Below are 21,211 nucleotides of genomic sequence, written 5' to 3' on the forward strand. Positions count from 1 at the left end.
CGGGGGTGGACCCGGATTCACCACCCCTGGTGCGTCACACAGAGGGAGCCTCATTCCTATGATGGGCGCACGACATCGCGGACCACCCCGACCAGGCCGGTCCGCGATGTGCAGGGCGGTCGCGACGGTGGTGGAGGGGTCGATGACTCAGGGGGCCGGTCAGGAACCCGTGGTGCGGACGGCCACGTTGCGCGATTTTCGTGTGCCTCCGTATGCGCAGGTGCCGGTGCAGGGCCATTCCGCGCCGCCGGTCCCCGGAAACCCGTACGCGACGGACATCCCCGCGGACGGGACGCCCCAGGCGCCCGTCCCGGCGGCGGTCCCCCCGGGCCCGGTCGCCCCGGGCTCTCCGTCCGAGGCCCCCGCCGGGCACCCCGGCAACGCGGTCCCGGCGGACGAGCACCCCGACGGCTACACCCCCACCGCGCGCGACCTCCCGGTGATCAACCGGGGCGACACCGTCCAGGTGCGCGTCGCGCCCGACGCCGCTCCCGCGCCCCGGCCCGACGGCCGCGGCCCGCTCTACGTGGTCGGCGACGTCCACGGCTACCTCGACGAGCTCCTCGTCTCCCTGCACGAGCAGGGCCTCATCGACTCCGAGGGCCACTGGGCCGCCGGCAACGCCCGCCTGTGGTTCCTCGGCGACTTCACCGACCGCGGCCCGGACGGCATCGGCGTCATCGACCTCGTCATGCGGCTGTCCGCCGAGGCCGCCGCCGCCGGCGGCTACTGCAAGGCCCTCATGGGCAACCACGAGCTGCTGCTCATCGGCGCCAAGCGCTTCGGCGACACCCCCGTCAACTCCGGGGCCGGCACCGCCACCTTCCAGGCGGCCTGGCTGCTCAACGGCGGCCAGAAGCACGACATGGACCGCCTCCAGGACGTCCACCTGCAGTGGATGTCCCGGCTCGACGCCGTGGTGCAGGAGGACGGGCACCTCCTGCTGCACTCCGACACCACCGCGTACCTCGAGTACGGCGACACCATCGAGGACGTCAACGAGACCGTCCACGAGATCATCAACCGCAACGACGCGGACGAGTGCTGGGACCTGTTCCGCAAGTTCACCAAGCGCTTCGCCTTCCGCGACGAGGCCGGTCCCCAGGCCGTACGGGAGCTGCTCGCCACGTACGGCGGCGGCCGCATCGTCCACGGGCACAGCCCCATCCCGTACCTCCTCGGCCAGGTCGGCGGAGAGGACGGGGACGGCGAGGACGGCGCCGGTCCGGTGGTCGAGGGGCCGCACGTGTACGCGGACGGGCTCGCGATCGCCATGGACGGCGGCGTGACCATGGCCGGAAAGCTGCTGGTGCAGCGCCTGCCGCTGCATGACTGACCCCGGGACCGGGAAGGCGATTGGGGAAACCCCTGTCACGTCGTGCCGTCCCGGCTCTACCATCTGCCTATCCGTAGCAGGCTCTCCTCCGTTTCCGCCCAACGGCCCGTTCTGACGCGGGACATCGGGCCTACGGAGCATCGGGGGATGCACATGAATGTGGCTCCGCACCTGCTGACCGAGGACCGCGCCGAGTTCGAGCGGATCCTCGACGACGCACTGCGCACCGCGCACGAACGTCCTGATCTGGCCGAGATCGGGAAGCGGCTCAACGCCGAGCAGTTGCGCACCATGGCGTTGAACGCGACGGCCCTCATCGCCGCCGCGGCGACGGCCGAGTACGAGCACTTCGTGAAGGTCCGGGAGGACTTCCGCTCGCCGCCGGCCCGGCCGAGCGTCATGGACGCGGTCCTGTCGCGCGGCGACGACGACGAGGCGCAGGACGGTCCCGGCGCGGGGTTCGCCGCCGTCGTCACCGTCCTGGCGCCGATCCTCGCCGGACTCGCGGCGGTGATCTTCCTGCTGTTCGGCTCGGTCCTCAAGGCCGTCGACGCGGCGGACGAGTTCGCCGGGGCACTGATCACCGCGGGCTGGTTCTTCGCGGCCGTCACCGCGGCCGGACTGCTGTCCGCGGCGATCGGACTGCTCGTGACGGCGCTGCGCAACAGCTCCACCGAGGTGACGGCGCAGGAACCGGGCGGCGAGCTGCCCGAGGAGGTGTCACGGGCCAGGGAGGCCTGGCGTCACGCCCTCCGGGAGCGCGGCATCGTGCCGTTCCTGCGGGACGCCCTGGCCGACCCGAGCGTCGGCCCGGCGTCGTCCGGCCCGCCGCACCAGCAGCGCCGGATCCCGAAGGTGGGGTACAGCGGGCCGGACTACACCAGCCCCGCCGAGGGCCGGTCGGAGGTCCGGCCGGCCTTCACCAGCCCGGACTTCACCAGCCCCGACTTCACGGCCCCCGACTTCAGCACCGCCCCGGACACCGCCCCCGCCACCGATCCGGAGACGGACGAGCGGGAGCCCTCCCGCGACTGAGCCGGTCCGGGCGGGTCGCCCCGCCCGGACGTCGGTCCGGGCGGGCGCCGCGGCGGCCTGCTACGGCCGCGCGTAGGGCCGCGTCATGATCTCCATGTTGTGGCCGTCCGGGTCGTCGAAGTAGGCGCCGCGGCCGCCGAAGAGGCGGTTGATCCGGCCGGGCTCGGTGTGGCTGGGGTCGGCGTAGTAGGTGACCCCGATCCTCTCCAGGCGGGCGATCATCGTGTCGAACTGCTCGTCGGGCACGAGGAACGCGTAGTGCTGCGACTGGATCGGCGCGTCGCGCAGCTCGTAGTAGTCGAGAGTGACGCCGTTGCCCAGCTCGACGGGCAGGAACGGCCCGAAGGGCGCGCCCACCTCCAGGCCGAGCACGGCGGCGAGGAACTCGGCCGACAGCTGCCGGTCAGAGGCGTGGACGACGGTGTGGTTCAGCTGGACGGTGGTGGCCGGCGGTTCGGATGCCGGCTTGTGCTGAGGTTCGTAGGACATGCGTGGTCGTGTCTCCGTGTCGTGGATCCGAGGGAAGGCGCCGCGTGCGGGGCGCTGGAAGGAAGGACACGGAGCAACGGCGGGCCTCTCGCCCGCCTCGCGCTCACGCCGAGGCCGGGTGCCTCTCTCGTGCATGGCCCATGGCCGACCCGGCAGTCACGTGATCAACTCTAGGACACGCCCGTGGTGCCCGTCGGCCCTATTTCGCGTCAGAGGATCCCGGCCCGATTCCGCGTCAGAGGATCCCCGCCCGGCGGGCGGCGGTGATCCAGCTCGGGAACTCGGACAGGAGCCGGTCGTAGAGTTCCGGGTCGGGGACCGTGCTGATGTCGTCGACGGCGAAGAAGCCGACGTTGTCGACGCGACGTCCGGGCAGCGTGTCGAACCGCTCCAGCACGCCGTAGTCGGACCGCCCCAGGCCGACGAACTGCCAGAAGATGGGCTCCTCCACCGCCGCGCGCAGCTCCCGCTCGATCTCGGCGTTGCGATAGACGCCGCCGTCGGAGAAGAACAGCACCAGGGTGGGGACGGGCACGGGGTTCTGTGCCACATAGGCCCGCACCTCGGCGATGACCCGCTGCTCCTCGTTCTGGATGCCCACGGTCCGCATGTCGATCTGCGCGTCTTCCAGTCCCTTCGGCCTCTTGTTGCGGCGGAAGAGACCCACCTGCCCGACGCGGACGTGCAACCGCAGCCAGTCCGGGAGTTCCCCGAGCCGGAGGTCGGGCAGACGGGCCGGCTGCGAGGCGAACGTCCACGCCTGCATCTCCCCGTCGTCGTCGAGCTGCGCGGCGACCGCGGCCATCCGCTCCACCACGTCGGCCACGACGCCCCGCGTGTACAGGAAGCTCATGGACCCGGAGGCGTCCAGGACGAGCACGACGCGGGCGACGACGCCCTCCGCCCCGTGCTTGCGCAGGCTGACCGCGACCTGTTCCTTGCGCAGCGACAGGCGTTTGCGCATGTCGACCGGCAGACGTTCCTCGCCCTTGCTGAGCCGCGGTCCCCCGGACGACGCGCTCGGAGCCGGTACGCCGGGCGCAGCCGGTACGGCGGGTGGAGCCGGCGCGGCCGGCGGCGCCGGTACTGGAGGTGCCTGCGGCGCGGCGCCGGTGGACGGCTCGTCGACCGTGATGCCGAACTCCGTGGCCAGACCGGCGAGCCCCGCGGCGTACCCCTGGCCCACCGCCCGGAACTTCCACTGCCCCTGCCGCCGGTACAGCTCGCCGCTGATGAACGCCGTCTCGGTGCCGGCCGTCATGGCGAAGTGCGCCAGCTCGTTCCCGGAAGCCGCGTCGAGCAGTCTGAGTGTGAGCCCGGGTACCTGACCGAAGGTCCCGCCGTCGGCCGAGGCGCACAAGGCGACGCGCTCGACCTCGGGCTCCAGCGCGCCGAGGTCCACCGTCAGGGTGTCGCCCGTGACGCCGGCGGCGCTCTGCTTGCCCAGGTGCGCCACGGCTCCGGACGCGTGCCGCGGCTGGTTGTAGAAGACGAAGTCGCCGTCGTCGCGCACCCGCCCGGCCGACGTCAGGAGCAGCGCCGACGCGTCGACGTCCGGCACGCCCGGTCCGGAGGACCAGACGAGCTCGACACGCAGTGCGGGAGAGTCCACGGGCACGTTGGCGCCCTTGCTGAGGGAGCTCGCTGTCATGGCATCAGTCTGCCGAGCACAGCCGCCGAAACACCCGTTTCTCGCCGATCTCGGCAGCCCCGGCAGCGAACGAGGCCGTCCCCTTACAGGTCGGGCACCCGTGCGCGCTGTGCTGGGAAGCCCCCTCGCCCTCCCAGAACAGCGCGCCCAGGCGCCCCGGCCTCAGTCCGCCAGCGGCAGATAAACGCGGTTGCCGGAGGCGGCGAACTCGGCGGACTTCTCCGCCATGCCCGCCTCGATCTCGTCCGACTTCAGCTCACCGCCGTGCTCGCGGCGGATGTCCTGCGAGATCTTCATCGAGCAGAACTTCGGGCCGCACATCGAGCAGAAGTGCGCCGTCTTCGCCGGCTCCGCCGGAAGCGTCTCGTCGTGGAACTCGCGGGCCGTGTCCGGGTCCATGGCCAGGTTGAACTGGTCCTCCCAGCGGAACTCGAACCGCGCGTCCGACAGCGCGTCGTCCCACTCCTGCGCCCCCGGATGCCCCTTCGCCAGGTCCGCCGCGTGCGCCGCGATCTTGTACGTGATCACGCCGGTCTTCACGTCGTCCCGGTTCGGCAGGCCCAGGTGCTCCTTGGGCGTGACGTAGCAGAGCATCGCGGTGCCCCACCAGGCGATCATCGCCGCGCCGATGCCGGAGGTGATGTGGTCGTACGCGGGCGCGACGTCCGTCGTCAGCGGGCCGAGGGTGTAGAACGGCGCCTCCTCGCAGATCTCCTGCTGGAGGTCGATGTTCTCCTTGATCTTGTGCATCGGGACGTGGCCCGGGCCCTCGATCATGGTCTGCACGTTGTGCCGCTTGGCGATGGTGTTCAGCTCGCCCAGCGTCCTGAGCTCGGCGAACTGCGCGTCGTCGTTGGCGTCCGCGATCGAGCCGGGCCGCAGGCCGTCGCCGAGCGAGTACGTGACGTCGTACTGCGCGAGGATCTCGGAGAGCTCCTCGAAGTGCGTGTAGAGGAAGTTCTCCTTGTGGTGCGCGAGGCACCAGGCCGCCATGATCGAGCCGCCGCGGGAGACGATGCCCGTCTTGCGGCGGGCGGTCAGCGGCACGTACCGCAGCAGCACGCCGGCGTGGACGGTCATGTAGTCGACGCCCTGCTCGGCCTGCTCGATGACCGTGTCCTTGTAGATCTCCCAGCTCAGCTCCTCGGCCTTGCCGTCGACCTTCTCCAGGGCCTGGTACAGCGGCACGGTCCCGATCGGCACGGGGGAGTTGCGCAGAACCCACTCACGGGTGGTGTGGATGTTGCGGCCGGTCGAAAGGTCCATCACCGTGTCCGCGCCCCACTTGGTGGCCCAGGTCATCTTCTCCACCTCCTCCTCGATGGAGGAGGTGACGGCGGAGTTGCCGATGTTGGCGTTGACCTTCACCAGGAACCGCTTGCCGATGATCATCGGCTCGATCTCCGGGTGGTTCACGTTGGCCGGCAGCACCGCGCGCCCGGCCGCGATCTCCTCGCGCACGACCTCGGGGGAGACGTTCTCCCGGATCGCGACGTACTCCATCTCCGGGGTGACCTCACCCCGGCGGGCGTACGCGAGCTGGGTCACCGCCTGGCCGCCGCGGCCGCGGCGGGGCTGGCGCGGACGGCCGGGGAAGACCGCGTCGAGGTTCTTCAGCCCGCCGCGCGGCGAGGTGTGCTTGATGCCGTCGTCCTCGGGACGGACGGGACGGCCCGCGTACTCCTCGGTGTCGCCGCGGCCGATGATCCAGTTCTCGCGGAGCGGCGGCAGGCCGCGCCGGACATCGGTCTCGACGGTGGGGTCGGTGTACGGCCCGGACGTGTCGTACAGCGTCACGTCCTTGCCGTTGGTGAGGTGCACCTGACGGACCGGCACCCGGAGGTCGGGGCGCGAGCCCTCGATGTACCCCTTGTGCCAGCCCGGCTTCCGCTCGGCCTGGTCGGCGGCAGGCGTGCGTGCATCCTGAACGGTCATGAGACCTACTCCCTACGCCGGCATTACCCGGTAACAGGTTCGGCGGTCGGCGCAGCGATCGTCAGCGCCCTCTCAGCCCGGTGCTCCGAGCTCCCGCGTGTGCAAAGGTGCCACCACGCTAGCGTTTCCCCTGGCGTGCTGAACAGTGGGCCCCCGGCGTTCTTGCGATGATCGGTCGGTGACTTCGATGCAGCAGAGCCCCGAACCGCACGGCCACGGCCACGGCCACTCGCACAGCCACGGGCCGGCCGCACCCGTCTCGCGCCATCTGCGCAAGGTCATCGCCGCCGTCCTGATCCCGTTCGCGGCGGCCGTGGTGGTCGGTCTCGCGGTGCTGTGGCCGGGCGGCGTGCCGGGGCACGAGCGCACCGGCGTCGGCTTCGACCGGCAGACCGAGCAGGGCAGGGTCGTCGCGGCCCAGAAGGTCGACTGCAAGGACGTGAACGCCGCCCAGGTGCCGCCCACCGGCGACACCACGACCCCGCAGGGCCGGGAGGCGCTCAAGGCGCAGCAGGGGCAGTGCACCAAGGCGACCGTCGAGGTCACCACCGGTCCGGAGAAGGGCCGCACCTTCACCGAGATCGTGCAGCCGGACGCGCCCCGACAACTCCACGAGGGCCAGGGCGTCGTGGTCGCGTACGCCCCCGACGCCCCGCGCGACCTGCAGTACTCCGTGGCGGACGTGAACCGGAAGGTGCCGCTGGCGGTGCTCGCCGGGATCTTCGCGCTGGCGGTGGTCGCCGTGGGCCGGATGCGCGGCGTGATGGCGCTGATCGCGCTGGCGGTGAGCTTCCTGGTGCTGACCTTCTTCATCCTGCCGGCGATCCTGCAGGGGTCGAATCCGCTGGTGGTGGCGGTGGTCGGGTCGAGCGCGATCATGCTGATCGCGCTGTACATGTGCCACGGCCTCTCCGCGCGCACCTCGGTGGCGGTCCTCGGCACGCTGATCTCGCTGCTGCTGATCGGCCTGCTCGGCTCGCTGTTCATCGGCTGGGCGGCGCTGTCGGGGAACACCGACGACAACACCGGCCTGATCCACGGGCTTTACCCGGACATCGACATGTCCGGCCTCCTGCTCGCCGGTGTGATCATCGGTTCGCTGGGTGTGCTCGACGACGTGACGGTGACGCAGACCTCGGCCGTGTGGGAGCTGCACCAGGCCGATCCGCGGATGGGGCCGCGGGCGCTGTACCGGGCGGGCATCCGGATCGGCCGGGACCACATCGCGTCCGTGGTCAACACGCTGGTCCTCGCGTACGCGGGTGCGGCGCTGCCGCTGCTGCTGCTGTTCTCGATCGCGCAGAGCAGTGTGGGGACCGTGGCCAACAGCGAGCTGGTCGCGGAGGAGATCGTCCGGACGCTGGTCGGCTCGATCGGACTGGTGGCCTCGGTCCCGGTCACGACCGCGCTGGCGGCCCTGGTCGTCTCCGCCGACCGGCCGGCCGCCTCGGAGCCCGTTTCCGACGAGGTCGCGGGGCGCCGGCCGGCTCGGGGCGGACGGCGCCGGCGCGCGAAGTAGCGGATGCCGGGCTGCGGTGCGCGAAGTGCGCCGTCAGCCGGCGTTCTCCTCGGCGAGGATCTTGCCGAGCGCCGCCTCCAGGGAGTCCTCGAAGTCGCCGAGGGCGCATTCCTGACCGAGCGGGACGAGCTTGTCCGTACGGTCCAGGAAGGCGACGAGCGGCGGGGCGCTGGCCCGGAACAGGGCCCGGTCCGTTCCCACCTGGAGTCGGATGGAGACGTCCGAGAGGTCCTCGGGTTCGGTGGGCGCGATGTGGACGTCGCCGTCCCCGCTCGGCCGGTTGATCCCGTCGAGCAGCAGCTCGCGGCCGAACGCCCAGGTCACCGGGGCGTCGCCGGGGAGATGGAAGGTCATCCGCACCGCGTAGGGATCCCTGGTCTCGTACCGCAGCTCCACCGGGATCCGGAAGGAGAGCTCCTCGGAGACGAGAAAGCTCATCAGGACCTCGGCCTGCACCGACTCGCGCATCGTGTACCCCGCAGTAGATGAAGCAGTTCTGAGAAGACAGCTGTGGAAAGCAGTGGAGCTGTGGCGGAAACGGCCAGGAACGATCCCCCATGGCCCTCTTGACGCCATCGTGCTCGAAGGGCTGGCAGATCACAAGGAGTGATTTTTCAGATACTGATAGAGAACGCGAGGGAACTCAAGAGCCTTCCGATCTCATTCCGTAACTGTTCGACTGCGGGCAGCAACCGCTCTGCCTCGTGGAGGGGAAGGGAAATTGCCATTGCGGCAGCTGTAGAGCCTGCAATCAGCGGGATCGCGGCGCAGACCGTGCCGAGCGCATATTCCTGGCGTTCGATGACGGGTTCCATTCGGCCCATACCGCTCAAACGTTCCAGGAGCACCCCGCGATTACTCACCGTGTACGGAGTGAGGGGGACCACCGGATACCGGTCGAGGTGGTCTTGACGGCTCTTCTCGTCCAGTTGACCGAGCAGGCACTGCCCGAGGGCGTGCGCGTGACCCGTCTCGCGGAAGTCGGCCCACTCGTCGACGGCCGGGGCGGCGGGCGTGTCGGCGACGGCGACGAGCTCGATCTCACCCTCGCGGTAGAGCGCGAAGTAGACGGGGACGCCGATCGCGTCCCGCCAGACGGCCAGGGAGTCCTTGATCTTGGTGCGACGATTCTGCACAGCCGGGCCACCGCCCAGCCGGGCGGCCGCCTCACCAAGGCGGAACAGGCCGTTCTCCCGCTGCAGATAGCCCTCGTGGGCCAGGGTGCGCAGCAGATGGTACGCGGTCGGGAGGGCCAGACCGGCCTCCCGCGCGAGCTGCTTGGCAGGTGCTCCGTCCTGGTGCGAGCCCGCGGCCTCCAGGAGCCTCAACGCCCGCTGCACGGAACCGATCAGGGTAGGTGTGCTCGGCGCGGCCGTCCGCGGAGCGAAAGCCGTGGCCACAAGGTCACCCCCAGGCGAGTCGACGGGTGCGCACCCGCCCGCGGGGGCCTCCCCCGCTCACCTGCCGCACTGTGCGGACCGGACGCCGGATCCACCGGTCACGGGGTTCGACGACGCCTCAATTTCCCCGGGCGGCAGCGGATTTCCACTCTAATGGCAGCCCCTGGGATGCAGGGGTTTCGCCCGGGGCTTGTCCCTCGGCCGGGCTAATACCCCGGCCAGGACGGCATACCGATCAGTAGCTTGTGCTACCAGTCGCTCTTCGACGTCACGACGCCATGAACTTACGGACGGCGAAAACGAGTCCACCGACAAGGGCCACGAAGAGCAGCACCTTGAACAGAAGACCGATCAGGAAGCCGAGAACGCTGGTGATCAGCCCGCCGAACACGAACAGGGCGATCACGGGTATCGCGACCCACTTCACCCACCAGGGCATTCCCGCGAGAATCTCCCGAACCGCCATGACGCCGCCTCTCCTTGTGAGTCCTCCCGCATCCGACACCCCCGATGCTAGGGGCGGCCGGGGGTCCGGCGGGGGCCTCGCGGCCCTTGCTCTCCCCTGATCCGCCCCCTAGGGAACCCCGAGAGCTCCCCGCGCCCCAGCGGTTCAGCTCTCCGGGCCGTTCAGCTCTCCGGCGGCTCAGCTCTCCGGCGGCTCAGCTCTCCGGCGGGGAGAACACGACCATCACCCGAAGGTCCTCGGTGATGTGGTGGAACTTGTGCGGCACACCGGCCGGCACGTACACGACACTGCCCCGCCCCACCTGCGTGGTCTCGGAGCCCACGGTGATCGAGGCCCGCCCGCTGACGACGAAGTAGATCTCGTCCTCCGTGTGCGGGCTCTGCGGGTCGAGCTCCCCGGCGTCCAGCGCGTACAGCCCGGCGGACATGTTCCGCTCGCGGAGGAACTGGAGGTACGCGCCGTCGTTGGCACGCCGTTCCGCCTCCAGCTCGTCCATTCGGAATGCCTTCATCGTGTGTCCGCCCACCCCTGCCTTGGCCCGATCCTGTCTGCCACGATCAGACACATGAAGAATTTCGTAGTCAAGACGATCGCGAACGCGGGCGCCCTCGCCGTCGCGACCTGGCTGCTCGACGACATCACGCTGACCGGCTCCGGCACCGGCGAGAAGATCTGGACGCTGATCCTCGTCGCGCTGGTCTTCGGCCTGGTCAACTTCCTGGTGAAGCCGCTCGTGAGCCTGCTCGCGCTGCCCCTGTTCATTCTGACCCTGGGCCTGATCACCCTCGTGATCAACGCCCTGATGCTGCTGCTGACCTCCTGGCTCGCGGACCAGGCGGACCTGCCCTTCCACGTCGAGGGCTTCTGGACCGCCGTGCTCGGTGGCCTGATCATTTCGGTCGTGTCGTGGGCGCTGAACGTGCTGCTCCCCGACGGCAAGGACTGAGCCGCGTGCGTACCGCGTACCGCGTCTGCTTCGTCTGCACCGGGAACATCTGCCGCTCGCCGATGGCCGAGTCGGTGTTCCGGGCGCGGGTCGCCGAGGCGGGTCTGGACGGCGTGATCGAGGTGGACAGCGCCGGGACCGGCGGGTGGCACGAGGGCGACCCCGCCGATCCGCGCACCGTCGCGGTCCTGCGGGAGAGCGGGTACGCCTCGGAGCACACGGCCCGGCAGTTCCTGGCCTCGTGGTTCCCGGCCCTGGATCTGGTGATCGCCCTGGACGAGGGACACCTGCGCGCGCTGCGGCGGCTCGCCCCGACGCCGGACGACGCCGGGAGGTACGGCTGCTGCGCTCGTACGACCCGGCGGCGGACGCCTCCGACCTCGACGTGCCCGATCCGTACTACGGCGGGACGGACGAGTTCGAGCAGTGCCTGACGATGGTGGAGGCGGCGAGCGAGGGCCTGCTGGCCGCGGTGCGCGAGAACGTGAAGGAGCGGACGGCGTGAGCGAGTACGGCGAGGGGACGCGGGCGGTACGGGCCGGACTGCCGGAGCCGGTGAAGTACGAGCCGACGCTGCCCGGCCCGGTCTTCGCCGCCCACTACCACCTGCCCGGGGAACCGACCGGCCCCTACACGTACGGCCGCGACGAGAACCCCACCTGGACCCATCTGGAGCGCGCCATCGGCGAGCTCGAGGCCCCGGGGGAGCGCGTGGAGACGGTCGTCTTCGCCTCCGGCATGGCCGCGATCTCGGCCGTGCTGCTGTCCCAGCTGAAGGCCGGCGACGCCGTGGTCCTGCCCGGCGACGGCTACCAGGCGCTGGCCCTGCTGCGCGAGCAGATGCGGGCGTACGGGATCGAGGTGCGCACCGCCCCGACCGGGGGCGACGCCCAGCTGGAGGTCCTGGACGGGGCGCGGCTGCTGTGGATCGAGACGCCCTCGAACCCCGGGCTCGACGTCTGCGACGTGCGGCGGCTGGTGCGCGCGGCGCACGAGGGCGGGGCGCTCGTGGCCGTCGACAACACCCTGGCCACTCCGCTCGGGCAGCGGCCGCTGGAGCTGGGCGCGGACTTCTCCGTGGCCAGCGACACCAAGGGCATGACCGGGCACGGCGACATCCTCCTCGGCCACGTGACCTGCCGCGATCCGGAACTGGCGGCGGGCGTGCGGCGCTGGCGCAAGATCGCCGGGGCCATCCCGGGCCCCATGGAGGCGTGGCTGGCGCACCGCTCGCTGGCGACGCTGCGCCTGCGCGTGGACCGGCAGTGCGCGACGGCTCTGACGCTCGCCGAGACGCTGGCGGCGCGGCCGGAGGTCAGCGGACTGCGGTACCCCGGCCTGCCGGGCGACCCCTCGCACGCGGTGGCGGCGGCGCAGATGCGGCGATTCGGTCCGGTGGTGTCGTTCGTGCTGCCGGACAAGGAGTGGGCCGAGCGCTTCCTGGACGCACTGCTGCTGGTGGACGACGCGACCAGCTTCGGCGGCGTGCGATCCACGGCGGAGCGGCGCGGGCGGTGGGGCGGCGACGCCGTGCCGGAGGGTTTCATCCGGCTCTCGGTGGGCGCGGAGGATCCGGAGGACCTGGTCGAGGACGTGCTCCGGGCGCTCGACAAGGCCGCCGGCTGACCCCGCGGAACGGGAACGGGGTGCTCCGAGCCTCCCCCCTCATGGCTCGGAACGCCCCGGTTCCACGCGCGGAGAACCCGCGCGTACAAGGCTAGTTGACTCTGCGTCAGTGTCCAATCACTGTAGCGACAGAGGCCTATCGACTTATTTATAGTTGGACGGTCATGCGGGCGGCCGGAGAGGGGCGGACATGGATCTCGCCCTGCTGCGCACGTTCGTCACGGTGCACCGGGCCGGCTCCTTCACCCGCGCCGCCGCGCTCCTCGGTCTCTCCCAGCCGGCGGTCACCAGCCAGATACGCACACTCGAACGGCAGTTGGGACGGCCGCTCTTCCTGCGCCAGGCCCGCGGCGTCACTCCCACCACCGTCGGCGACGAGCTCGCCCACCGGGCCGCTCCGCATCTCGACGCGCTGGTCGAGATCGTGGAGACCGGGCTCGAGGAGGAGAGCGGATCGCGCACCCTCCACCTCGCCGGTCCGCCGGAGTTCCTCTCGGCCCGCGCCGTTCCCGCGCTGACCCCGCTGGTCGCGCAGGGCCTGGCGCTGCGCACCTCGCTGCTCGGCGACACGGAGGAGACCCTCGACGGGCTGGCCGCCGGGCACCACGACCTGGCCGTCGCCACGGCACGGCCGCGCGGCGGGCTGCTCGCCGCGACGCCGCTGTGCGACGAGGAGCACGTCCTGGTCGCCGCGCCGCGCTGGGCCGACCGGCTGGAACCCGGGGTGCTGCCGTCCAGGGGTGCGGTGGCGCTGGAGCGGCTTCCCGTGGTGGAGGTGCACGAGTCGCTGCCCTTCGTGGCCCGGTACTGGGCGGCCGTCTTCGAGAGCAAGCCGGCTGCCTCCGCCGCGGTGATCGTCCCGGATCTGCGCGCCGTGCTGCAGTCGGCCGCCGCCGGGGCGGGCCTGGCGGTGCTGCCGCGGTACTTGTGCCGGGAGGCGCTGGAGCGGGGCGAGCTGGTGGCCCTGCTCGATCCTCCGGTGCCGCCCCTGCGGACGTACTTCCTCGTAGTCCGTACGGGGACGCTGGCGCTGCCGCACATCGCGCGCGCCCACGAGTGTCTGCTGCGAGCGGCCGGGGAGTGGTGAGTCCCAGGCGTTTCAGGACGGCGGCGCCGGGCCATTTTCCTCACATGACCGGCAGCAATGTTTCGTGGGAACAGACCCCCGCACCGCCCAGGCCCGTGGTCAAGCGCACCGCGCGCGCCATCCTGCTCGACGGAGACGACCTCATCCTTATCAAGCGCACCAAGCCGGGGATGGATCCCTACTGGGTGACGCCCGGCGGTGGCGTGGAGCCCTCGGACTCGACCGTCGTCGCGGCCCTCCACCGCGAGGTCCACGAGGAACTCGGGGCGAAGATCACCGACGTGGTGCCCTGCTTCGTCGACACGGTCGAGCACATCGGCACCGACGGCGGGGTGTCCGGCGTGAAGGTGCAGCACTTCTTCGTCTGCCGGCTGGAGTCCATGGACCCCGCACAGCGGCACGGCCCCGAGGTCGACGAACCCCAGGGCGAGTACGAGATCGTCCGGGTGCCGTTCAGCCGCGTCGGTATCGCCGCGGTCCACCTGGTGCCGCTGTCGCTGCGGCACTATCTCGACGGCAACATCGAGGGCGTCCGCGCGATGCACGCGCCCGACCTGGGCTGACGCGCTCCCGCCGGTTCAGGGCGTACCGGCCAGCTCCGCCAGGAAGTCATGGCGGATCCGGTCGGCCGGGATCCCCACGGCGGGAAGGATGTCGACGCCGCTGCGGATCATGGCGAGCGGCCCGGACAGATAGGCGTCGTACTCGGCCCACGGGCCGTACTGGCGCACGGCCTCCGGCAGCCGGCCCTGTCGCTCGGTCACCGGGCGGACGGAGAGCCAGGGAAAGTTCTTCTGCAGCCGCAGCATCGTGTCGATGTCGTACAGGTCCTGATCGTTGCGCGCCCCGTAGAACACCTCGACCGGGCGGCGGTCGCCGTGCTCGGCCACGTCCTCCACGAGCGCCTTGATGGGCGCGATGCCCGTGCCCCCGCCGAGGCAGAGCAGCCCGTTGTCGGTCGAGTGGTCGACGGTCATGGAACCGGCCGGCGGGCCGAGGCGCAGGACGTCCCCGGGACGGGCGCGGTGGACGAGGGCGCTGGAGACCCAGCCGGCGGGCACGGCCTTCACGTGCAGAGAGAGCAGACCGTCGGGGCGCGGTGCGGAGGCGAAGGAGTAGTGCCGCCAGACCCGGGGCCACCACGGCGTCTCCAGCGTCGTGTACTGACCGGCGAGGAACGGGTAGGGCTGGTCGGGGCGCAGGGTGATCACGGCGATGTCGGGGGTCCGCAGATCGTGCGAGACGACCTCGGCGTGCCACCAGGGCGGCGCGTGCTCCTCGTCCTCGGCGGCCGCGTCGATCATGATCTGCGAGATCGTCGTGTACGTGCGGACCCAGGCGCCTTCGGTCTCCTGGTCCCAGGTGCTGGCGTAGCGGACCAGCGCGCCCATCAGCGCCTCGCCCACCGCCGGGTAGTGCGCGGCCTCGGTCCCGTACTTGCGGTGCCCGCGTCCCAGGTTCTCGAGGTACGGAACGAGCGTGTCGGGGTCGTCCATGTGCTCGGCCGCCGTGAGCAGAGCCTTGAGCAGCCGGTCCCGCTGCGTGTCCATCGCGGCGGGGAACAGGCCGCGCAGTTCCGGGTGGTGGATGAACAGCAGGGCGTAGAAGTACCCGGTGACCTTGTCGGCGACAGGGGCGATCTCGGCGAGCGTCCGCCGGACGAGCAGGGCGTCGGGCGACGGGTCCTGCGCGGACGCAGGAGGTATCCGCGGCTCCGCGGTCTCGGTCATGGGCGCAGGATGGCAGTCCAGGTGGCCGGTGCGGACAGAGAGTGGAATTCCCGCCCAATTCCGCCCCGCGTCCGGCTAGGCTGCGCTCTTTCACCCGAGGGTGGGGCTTTGCCCGAGGGCGTGCCTCCGCCCGAGGGCGAGCCGTGTACTCCCCGGCTCGTATGCGGGGTTGCTCCCGCTGTCAGACGCGGGCGGAGGGGTGCCCACGGCACGGTGTTTCACGTGAAACCACTCCAGCGGCCCGCCCGGCGGGCGCTCCTCGTCGTCCATGTCGCCGTCTCCGTGAGCTGGCTCGGCCTCTCCCTGGGGCTGCTGGCCCTGGGCATCACCGCCTACGCGACCGCCGACCCTTCCTTGACGGCGGCCTCGTACCGGGCCATGAAGGTGTTCGCCGACTGGCTCCTGGTCCCGGTCTCCCTCACCGCCCTCGGCAGCGGCCTGGTGCTCTCCCTGGGCACGCCCTGGGGCCTCGCCCGCCACCGCTGGGTCTGGATCAAGTTCTGGATCACACTGGCCACCGCGGCCGCGACCGTGTTCGCACTGCGGCCTGAGATCGCCCACGCGGCCGCCGTAGGGGTACCGGACGCCAGCCTCGTCGCCGCGCCGAGCGTCTCCGCCTCGGCCTACCTGTTCATGACGGCCGTCTCCATGCTGAAGCCGTGGGGACTCACCCGCCGAGGCCACCGACTGCGGCTCCACCGGACCGGTTCGGGTAAAGCGCTGGACGAACGATCATCGATTCCGTCAGCCTGACCCCCATGGCTACTCCTCTCCCCTCGTCCGTGTCCCTCGACGCACTCCCCGTCCGGCGCCTCACCCTCGACGACCTGACGCGCTGTGCCGATCTCTCCGAGGACCGCGGCTGGCCCCGGGAGGAGCACAAGTGGGGACTGCTGCTCGCGGCGGGCACGGGCTACGGCATCGACGACCCGGAGGGCGCGGGACTCGTCACGGCCTGCGTGGTCACCTCGTACGGGCCCGGACTGGCCGCCATCGGGATGGTGCTGGTCGCCGAGCGGTACGCCCGCCGGGGAGTCGGCCGCCGTCTGATGCGCCATGTCCTGGAGGAGACGGGCGACACCCCGCTCACCCTGCACGCCACGCCGAACGGACAGCCGCTGTACGAGCAGCTCGGGTTCGCCCTCACCGGTCGCGCCGAGATGGTCCGCGGCCACTTCACGCGCGCGGTGGCGGCCCCCGCGCTCGCCACCCGTCCGGCCACGGCGGAGGACCTCCCGGCGATCCTGCGCCTGGACGCGGAGGTCTTCGGCACCGACCGCACCCACATGCTCACCCGGCTGCCCGCCTTCGCGGACCAGCTGCGGGTGGCCGAGGAGAACGGCGCGATCACCGGCTACGCGGCCGCCTGGCCCAACATGGAGACCCACGTCATCGGCCCGCTGATCGCCCGCGACACGGCGACCGCGCAGGCTCTGGTCGCCGCCCTGGCCGAAGGCACGGACCGCCCGCTGCGCACCGACGTCGACACCCGCCACGAGGAGCTGCTGTCCTGGCTCAAGGCGAACGGCCTCGGTTCCGTGGCGTTCAACGCAGTCATGACCCGTGGCCTCCCGGCGCTGCCGGGCGACTGGAGCCGGCGATTCGCTCCGCTGACGGTCGCGGCGGGCTGACCCGAGTCCGCGGCGGACCGCTCGTCGAGTCTCCGCGGACTGACCGGCGAGTCCTTGCAGACGCCGACTATTGCGCGCTCGTTTACCCTGGGGGAGGCCGACGCGTATCCGAGGAGAGAGACCATGACAGCGACCGACCCCGCGCTCACCGCCCTCGCCCAGGGCTGGTGCGCGCTCTCGCTGCTCCACGGCAGGATCGAGTCCCACATCGAGCGCGCCCTGGAGGCCGGACACGGGCTCAGCCTGCGCGAGTACTCCCTCCTGAACGTCCTCGCCCGCCAGCACTCCGGCCCGGGCGGCCACCTCCAGATGAAGCAGGTCGCCGATGCCGTCGTCCTGAGCCAGAGCGCCACCACGCGGCTGGTGAGCCGGCTGGAGGACCGCGGCCTGCTCACCCGCTACATCTGCGCCACCGACCGTCGGGGCATCTATACCGACGTGACCGAGGCCGGGCGCGCGCTCCTGGAGGAGGCACGGCCCACCAACGACGCCGCACTGCGCGAGGCCCTGGACAAGGCGGCCGAGGACTCCGAACTGGCTCCTCTGGTCCGGGCCGTCGAGGCGCTCAGGACCCCCGGTGACCCCGTGCCTGCCGAGGCGTAGGGTGCGCTCCATGAGCGATCTTGAAATACGGCACACCCAGCGCGAGGACATCCCGGCGATCGTGGCGATGCTCGCCGATGACCCGCTGGGCGAGCAGCGTGAGTCCCCCGACGACCTCACTCCGTACGAGGCGGCCTTCGACCGGCTGGATCAGGATCCGAACCAGCACCTGGTCGTCGCCGTCCGCGCCGACCGGGTGGTCGGCACCCTGCAGCTGACCGTCATCCCCGGGCTGTCCCGCAAGGGCGCGACCCGGTCGGTCATCGAGGCGGTGCGGGTCCACGCCGACGAGCGGGGCAGCGGCCTCGGGACGCAGCTCATGGAGTGGGCGATCGAGGAGTCCCGTCGTCTGGGCTGCCAGCTGGTGCAGCTGACCTCCGACGCCAGCCGCGAGGACGCCCACCGCTTCTACACGCGGCTCGGCTTCACGGCCTCGCACGTCGGGTTCAAGATGGCGCTCTGAGCACCTCCAAGGCCACGAACGGGCCGCCGGGGCGGTGACTTCCGCCCCGGCGACCCGTTTCACGTGAAACAGCGGCTCACAGGCCGCGCCAGCCGCCCTCGTCCACCCCGCCCGGTACGGCGTCGCCCGGCTCGTACGGCTCCCGGGTGAAGACGAAGGAACCCAGGTCCAGATGGCTCACCGAGCCGTCCTCCCGGCGCACCACCCGCAGGGTCTCCCCCTTGTAGTAGCCGTTGAGCCCGACCCAGCTGCCGTCGGGCAGCGCCTTGAAGCGGGCCCGGCGGCCGGCCGCGCCGCGCAGCGGCTCCAGGGTCACGCCACGGTCGGCCTCCAGCCGCAGGCCGTAGGCGTAGGTGCCCCAGTACCAGGGGCCGGTCAGCGCGAGCAGCTCCTGGTCCACCTCCGGCAGGGGCCGCCACGGCTCGGGGATCCGGGGCTCCGCCTCGGCCACGATCCGTACGAGATCGCCGGCGACCGCCGAGACCATCGGGCCGGACGTGGCGTTGGCGAGCGCGACCGCGGCGACACCGTCCTCGACGCTCACCCACAGGCAGGCCACGAAGCCCGGCAGCGACCCCGTGTGGCCGATGTAGGTCCGCCCGTCCCGGCGCAGCAACTGCACGCCGAGCCCATAGCCGCCCTCCCAGTCCCCCGCGGCCGGTGGCGCGGCGGGCGTGCGCATCTCGGCGACGGTCGCCGCCGCCAGGACCCGGTCGTCGCCCTCGGCGAGGAAGGCGGCGAACCGGCACAGGTCGGCGGCCGTCGACCAGAGCTGGCCGGCCGGGGCCATCAGCCCCAGATCCTGGGCCGGTTCGGGGAGCATCACATCGGCCCAGGGGTGGACGGCCCAGCCCCCGGCGTGCGGGGCGACCGGGTGCACGCTCGTCCGGGTCAGCCCCAGCGGCTCCAGGATCTCGGTGCGCAGCGCCTCCTCCCAGGACACCCCGCGGACCGCCTCGACGAGCGAACCGAGCAGCGTGTAGCCGGGGTTGGAGTAGTGGTGGCCGCGACCGGAGGGGTGCAGCAGGGGCTTGTCGCCCAGCACGTCGTCGAGCGTCGGCCGCTCCGTCCCCGGGGTCCGCTCCCACCAGGGTGCGGGCGACTCGGCGGCCAGACCGGCGCTGTGCCCGAGGAGTTGGGCGACGGTGACCTCCCCGACGCCCGTGCCCGGCAGGTGCTTCTCCAGCGGATCGGCCAGGTCGAGCAGTCCTTCGTCGCGCAGTCGCATGACGAGGACGGCCGTGAAAACCTTGGTGATCGAGCCGATGCGGTACTGGGTGTCGGCGTCCGGGGCGTGCCCGTCCACACAGCTGCGGGATCCGGACCAGACGGTCCGCCCGTCCCGGGCCACGGCGCCGACGAGGGACGGCGCCCGGCCCTCGGCCTGGGCGACGGCGACGCGGTGCAGCAAGGCCCGCTCGGTGGAAGGCAGCAGGGCTTCGAAGGATGAGGTCATGCAGCGATCCAACGCCGTTCCCCGACCCCCGTCGACTCCATTTCACCCACCGCCGAACGGGGCCGTCACCCCACCGGCGGTCAGGTCTGGGCCATGTCCACGAAGCGGGAGTAGTGGCCCTGGAAGGCCACGGTGATGGTGGCGGTCGGGCCGTTACGGTGCTTGCCGACGATGATGTCGGCCTCGCCGGCGCGCGGGGACTCCTTCTCGTAGGCGTCCTCGCGGTGCAGCAGGATGACCATGTCGGCGTCCTGCTCGATGGAGCCGGACTCACGGAGGTCGGAGACCATCGGCTTCTTGTCGGTGCGCTGCTCGGGGCCACGGTTCAGCTGGGAGAGCGCGATCACCGGCAGCTCCAGCTCCTTGGCCAGCAGCTTGAGGTTACGGCTCATCTCCGAGACCTCCTGCTGCCGGCTCTCGGCCCGCTTGGAGCCGCCGGACTGCATCAGCTGCAGGTAGTCGATGACGACCAGCTTGATCCCGGCGCGCTGCTTGAGCCGCCGGCACTTGGCGCGGATCTCCATCATCGACAGGTTGGGCGAGTCGTCGATGTAGAGCGGGGCCTGGGAGACGTCCGGCATCCGGCGGGCGAGGCGGGTCCAGTCCTCGTCGGTCATGGTGCCGGAGCGCATGTGGTGCAGCGCGACCCGGGCCTCCGCCGAGAGCAGGCGCATCGCGATCTCGTTGCGGCCCATTTCGAGAGAGAAGATGACGCTGGGCAGGTTGTGCTTGATGGAGGCCGCCCGGGCGAAGTCCAGCGCGAGCGTGGACTTACCCATGGCGGGACGGGCCGCGATGATGATCATCTGACCGGGGTGCAGCCCATTGGTGAGCGCGTCGAGATCGGAGAACCCGGTGGGCACTCCGGTCATCTCGCCGCTGCGGGAGCCGATCGCCTCGATCTCGTCGAGCGCGCCCTCCATGATGTCGCCGAGCGGCAGGTAGTCCTCGGTGGTGCGCTGCTCGGTGACCGCGTAGATCTCCGCCTGGGCGGAGTTCACGATCTCGTCGACGTCCCCGTCGGCGGCGTAGCCCATCTGCGTGATCTTGGTGCCGGCCTCGACCAGCCGACGGAGCACCGCCCGCTCGTGGACGATCTCCGCGTAGTACGAGGCGTTGGCGGCCGTCGGCACGGACTGCACCAGGGTGTGCAGGTACGAGGCACCGCCGACACGGGTGATCTCGCCGCGCTTGGTCAGCTCGGCGCCGACCGTGATGGGGTCGGCGGGCTCGCCCTTCGCGTACAGGTCGAGGATCGCGCTGTAGACGATCTCGTGGGCGGGCTTGTAGAAGTCCTGGCCCTTGATGATCTCCACGACGTCCGCGATGGCGTCCTTGGAGAGCAGCATGCCGCCGAGCACCGACTGCTCGGCGTCGAGGTCCTGCGGAGGCACCCGCTCGAAGGCCGAGAGACCGCCGTCCCACGGGCCGCCCTCGGGGCCCCGGTCATGCTGGTCGTCCCGGCCCCGGCCGCGGCCCCGGCCGTCGCCGCGCTGCCTGGTGACGGGCAGACGGTCACTGGGCCCGGTGTCCGCCCAGGGGTCGTCCAAGGGCTCGGGAATGCTCACCCAGCCACCTCCTCCCGTCCGCACCGCGGACCTCACCGTGCCACTCTTTCTTACGCCACGGCTCGGACAACCAAGAGACTTTGGCTCCGCTTCTGGCGCGTCGGGCGCCGGACCACGGTAGGCCCGCGGGCACCGTCAGCCAATCTGGTTATCCACAGGGCCTGTGGGTGAACGCCCAGATGCTGTGGAGAACCCGGCAGATCCTGTGCACGGACCGGGGGACAGCCATGTGGACAAGTTCATACCGGTGCCCGCGACACCCATCTGACC

The 21,211-nt window shown here is 71.3% G+C and carries 20 protein-coding genes, 2 pseudogenes and 1 riboswitch; of the genes and pseudogenes, 12 read left to right on the plus strand and 10 right to left on the minus strand.

Annotated elements, in window-relative coordinates; genetic code table 11:
* The first annotated feature begins 127 nt into the window (after window positions 1–127).
* Window positions 128–1,336, plus strand: coding sequence for a metallophosphoesterase (locus ACNJ93_RS15610; protein ID WP_418961419.1), 1,209 nt, complete (start codon window positions 128–130; stop codon window positions 1,334–1,336).
* 147 nt (window positions 1,337–1,483) lie between these two features.
* Window positions 1,484–2,371 carry a hypothetical protein gene (locus tag ACNJ93_RS15615; RefSeq protein WP_418958015.1) on the plus strand — a complete coding sequence of 296 codons (888 nt, stop codon included), beginning with the start codon at window positions 1,484–1,486 and terminating at the stop codon, window positions 2,369–2,371.
* Window positions 2,372–2,431: 60 nt separating this feature from the next.
* Here ACNJ93_RS15615 and ACNJ93_RS15620 read toward each other — a convergent pair whose 3' ends face one another.
* From ACNJ93_RS15620 to thiC, 3 genes are all read right to left on the minus strand, one after another.
* Window positions 2,432–2,860 carry a VOC family protein gene (locus ACNJ93_RS15620; RefSeq protein WP_418958016.1) on the minus strand — a complete coding sequence of 143 codons (429 nt, stop codon included), beginning with the start codon at window positions 2,858–2,860 and terminating at the stop codon, window positions 2,432–2,434.
* Between the two features lie 235 nt (window positions 2,861–3,095).
* Window positions 3,096–4,511 carry a VWA domain-containing protein gene (locus ACNJ93_RS15625; protein ID WP_418958017.1) on the minus strand — a complete coding sequence of 472 codons (1,416 nt, stop codon included), beginning with the start codon at window positions 4,509–4,511 and terminating at the stop codon, window positions 3,096–3,098.
* Between the two features lie 162 nt (window positions 4,512–4,673).
* Window positions 4,674–6,446, minus strand: a complete 1,773-nt coding sequence (gene thiC, locus ACNJ93_RS15630; protein ID WP_418958018.1) for a phosphomethylpyrimidine synthase ThiC — start codon at window positions 6,444–6,446, stop codon at window positions 4,674–4,676.
* Window positions 6,439–6,553: riboswitch (TPP riboswitch) on the minus strand. It overlaps the preceding gene by 8 nt.
* 80 nt (window positions 6,554–6,633) lie before the next feature.
* Here thiC and ACNJ93_RS15635 point away from each other — a divergent pair.
* A complete protein-coding gene (locus ACNJ93_RS15635) occupies window positions 6,634–7,965 on the plus strand; it encodes a YibE/F family protein (protein ID WP_418961420.1) in 1,332 nt (443 codons plus the stop codon).
* 33 nt (window positions 7,966–7,998) lie between these two features.
* Here the strand turns inward: ACNJ93_RS15635 and ACNJ93_RS15640 are convergent, their stop codons facing one another.
* The 4 genes and pseudogenes from ACNJ93_RS15640 to ACNJ93_RS15655 form a co-directional block, all read right to left on the minus strand.
* On the minus strand, window positions 7,999–8,433 hold the full coding sequence (locus ACNJ93_RS15640; protein ID WP_418958019.1) for an SsgA family sporulation/cell division regulator: 435 nt from the start codon (window positions 8,431–8,433) through the stop codon (window positions 7,999–8,001).
* A gap of 146 nt (window positions 8,434–8,579) precedes the next feature.
* Window positions 8,580–9,317, minus strand: coding sequence for an IclR family transcriptional regulator (locus tag ACNJ93_RS15645; RefSeq protein ID WP_418961421.1), 738 nt, complete (start codon window positions 9,315–9,317; stop codon window positions 8,580–8,582).
* A gap of 296 nt (window positions 9,318–9,613) precedes the next feature.
* Window positions 9,614–9,831 (minus strand): annotated as a pseudogene (locus ACNJ93_RS15650) (DUF5326 family protein).
* Window positions 9,832–10,024: 193 nt separating this feature from the next.
* Window positions 10,025–10,342, minus strand: coding sequence for a cupin domain-containing protein (locus tag ACNJ93_RS15655; protein WP_393644754.1), 318 nt, complete (start codon window positions 10,340–10,342; stop codon window positions 10,025–10,027).
* A gap of 54 nt (window positions 10,343–10,396) precedes the next feature.
* Between ACNJ93_RS15655 and ACNJ93_RS15660 the strand changes: the two genes are divergently transcribed.
* From ACNJ93_RS15660 to ACNJ93_RS15680, 5 genes and pseudogenes are all read left to right on the plus strand, one after another.
* Complete coding sequence (locus tag ACNJ93_RS15660; protein WP_418958020.1) at window positions 10,397–10,777, plus strand: phage holin family protein; 381 nt, start codon at window positions 10,397–10,399, stop codon at window positions 10,775–10,777.
* Between the two features lie 62 nt (window positions 10,778–10,839).
* Window positions 10,840–11,282: pseudogene (locus tag ACNJ93_RS15665) on the plus strand (low molecular weight protein-tyrosine-phosphatase).
* On the plus strand, window positions 11,279–12,403 hold the full coding sequence (locus ACNJ93_RS15670; protein WP_418958021.1) for a cystathionine gamma-lyase: 1,125 nt from the start codon (window positions 11,279–11,281) through the stop codon (window positions 12,401–12,403). Before ACNJ93_RS15665 ends, ACNJ93_RS15670 begins: the two are co-directional and overlap by 4 nt.
* Before the next feature lie 190 nt (window positions 12,404–12,593).
* Window positions 12,594–13,490, plus strand: coding sequence for a LysR family transcriptional regulator (locus ACNJ93_RS15675; RefSeq protein ID WP_418958022.1), 897 nt, complete (start codon window positions 12,594–12,596; stop codon window positions 13,488–13,490).
* A 44-nt stretch (window positions 13,491–13,534) separates the two neighbouring features.
* Window positions 13,535–14,053: an NUDIX domain-containing protein gene (locus ACNJ93_RS15680; protein ID WP_418958023.1), complete on the plus strand. Its 519-nt coding sequence runs from the start codon at window positions 13,535–13,537 to the stop codon at window positions 14,051–14,053.
* A 15-nt stretch (window positions 14,054–14,068) separates the two neighbouring features.
* Here ACNJ93_RS15680 and ACNJ93_RS15685 read toward each other — a convergent pair whose 3' ends face one another.
* Window positions 14,069–15,220, minus strand: coding sequence for a globin domain-containing protein (locus ACNJ93_RS15685; RefSeq protein WP_418958024.1), 1,152 nt, complete (start codon window positions 15,218–15,220; stop codon window positions 14,069–14,071).
* 222 nt (window positions 15,221–15,442) lie between these two features.
* Here ACNJ93_RS15685 and ACNJ93_RS15690 point away from each other — a divergent pair, with 222 nt between their 5' ends.
* The 4 genes from ACNJ93_RS15690 (at window position 15,443) to ACNJ93_RS15705 (ending at window position 17,917) form a co-directional block, all read left to right on the plus strand.
* A complete protein-coding gene (locus tag ACNJ93_RS15690) occupies window positions 15,443–15,973 on the plus strand; it encodes a DUF2269 domain-containing protein (RefSeq protein WP_418958025.1) in 531 nt (176 codons plus the stop codon).
* A 5-nt stretch (window positions 15,974–15,978) separates the two neighbouring features.
* Window positions 15,979–16,851, plus strand: a complete 873-nt coding sequence (locus ACNJ93_RS15695) for a GNAT family N-acetyltransferase (protein ID WP_418958026.1) — start codon at window positions 15,979–15,981, stop codon at window positions 16,849–16,851.
* Window positions 16,852–16,974: 123 nt separating this feature from the next.
* Complete coding sequence (locus tag ACNJ93_RS15700) at window positions 16,975–17,454, plus strand: MarR family winged helix-turn-helix transcriptional regulator (protein ID WP_418958027.1); 480 nt, start codon at window positions 16,975–16,977, stop codon at window positions 17,452–17,454.
* A gap of 10 nt (window positions 17,455–17,464) precedes the next feature.
* The gene (locus ACNJ93_RS15705) at window positions 17,465–17,917 is read left to right on the plus strand and encodes a GNAT family N-acetyltransferase (RefSeq protein ID WP_418958028.1); all 453 of its coding nucleotides are present in this window, start codon (window positions 17,465–17,467) and stop codon (window positions 17,915–17,917) included.
* A gap of 76 nt (window positions 17,918–17,993) precedes the next feature.
* Here ACNJ93_RS15705 and ACNJ93_RS15710 read toward each other — a convergent pair whose 3' ends face one another.
* The gene (locus tag ACNJ93_RS15710) at window positions 17,994–19,373 is read right to left on the minus strand and encodes a serine hydrolase domain-containing protein (protein WP_418958029.1); all 1,380 of its coding nucleotides are present in this window, start codon (window positions 19,371–19,373) and stop codon (window positions 17,994–17,996) included.
* 80 nt (window positions 19,374–19,453) lie between these two features.
* Window positions 19,454–20,941 (minus strand): replicative DNA helicase, encoded by a 1,488-nt coding sequence (dnaB, locus tag ACNJ93_RS15715; protein ID WP_418958030.1) that lies wholly within the window; start codon window positions 20,939–20,941, stop codon window positions 19,454–19,456.
* Window positions 20,942–21,211 lie beyond the last annotated feature (270 nt).

Source organism: Streptomyces tritici (assembly GCF_048500665.1).
Lineage (GTDB): Bacteria > Actinomycetota > Actinomycetes > Streptomycetales > Streptomycetaceae > Streptomyces > Streptomyces tritici.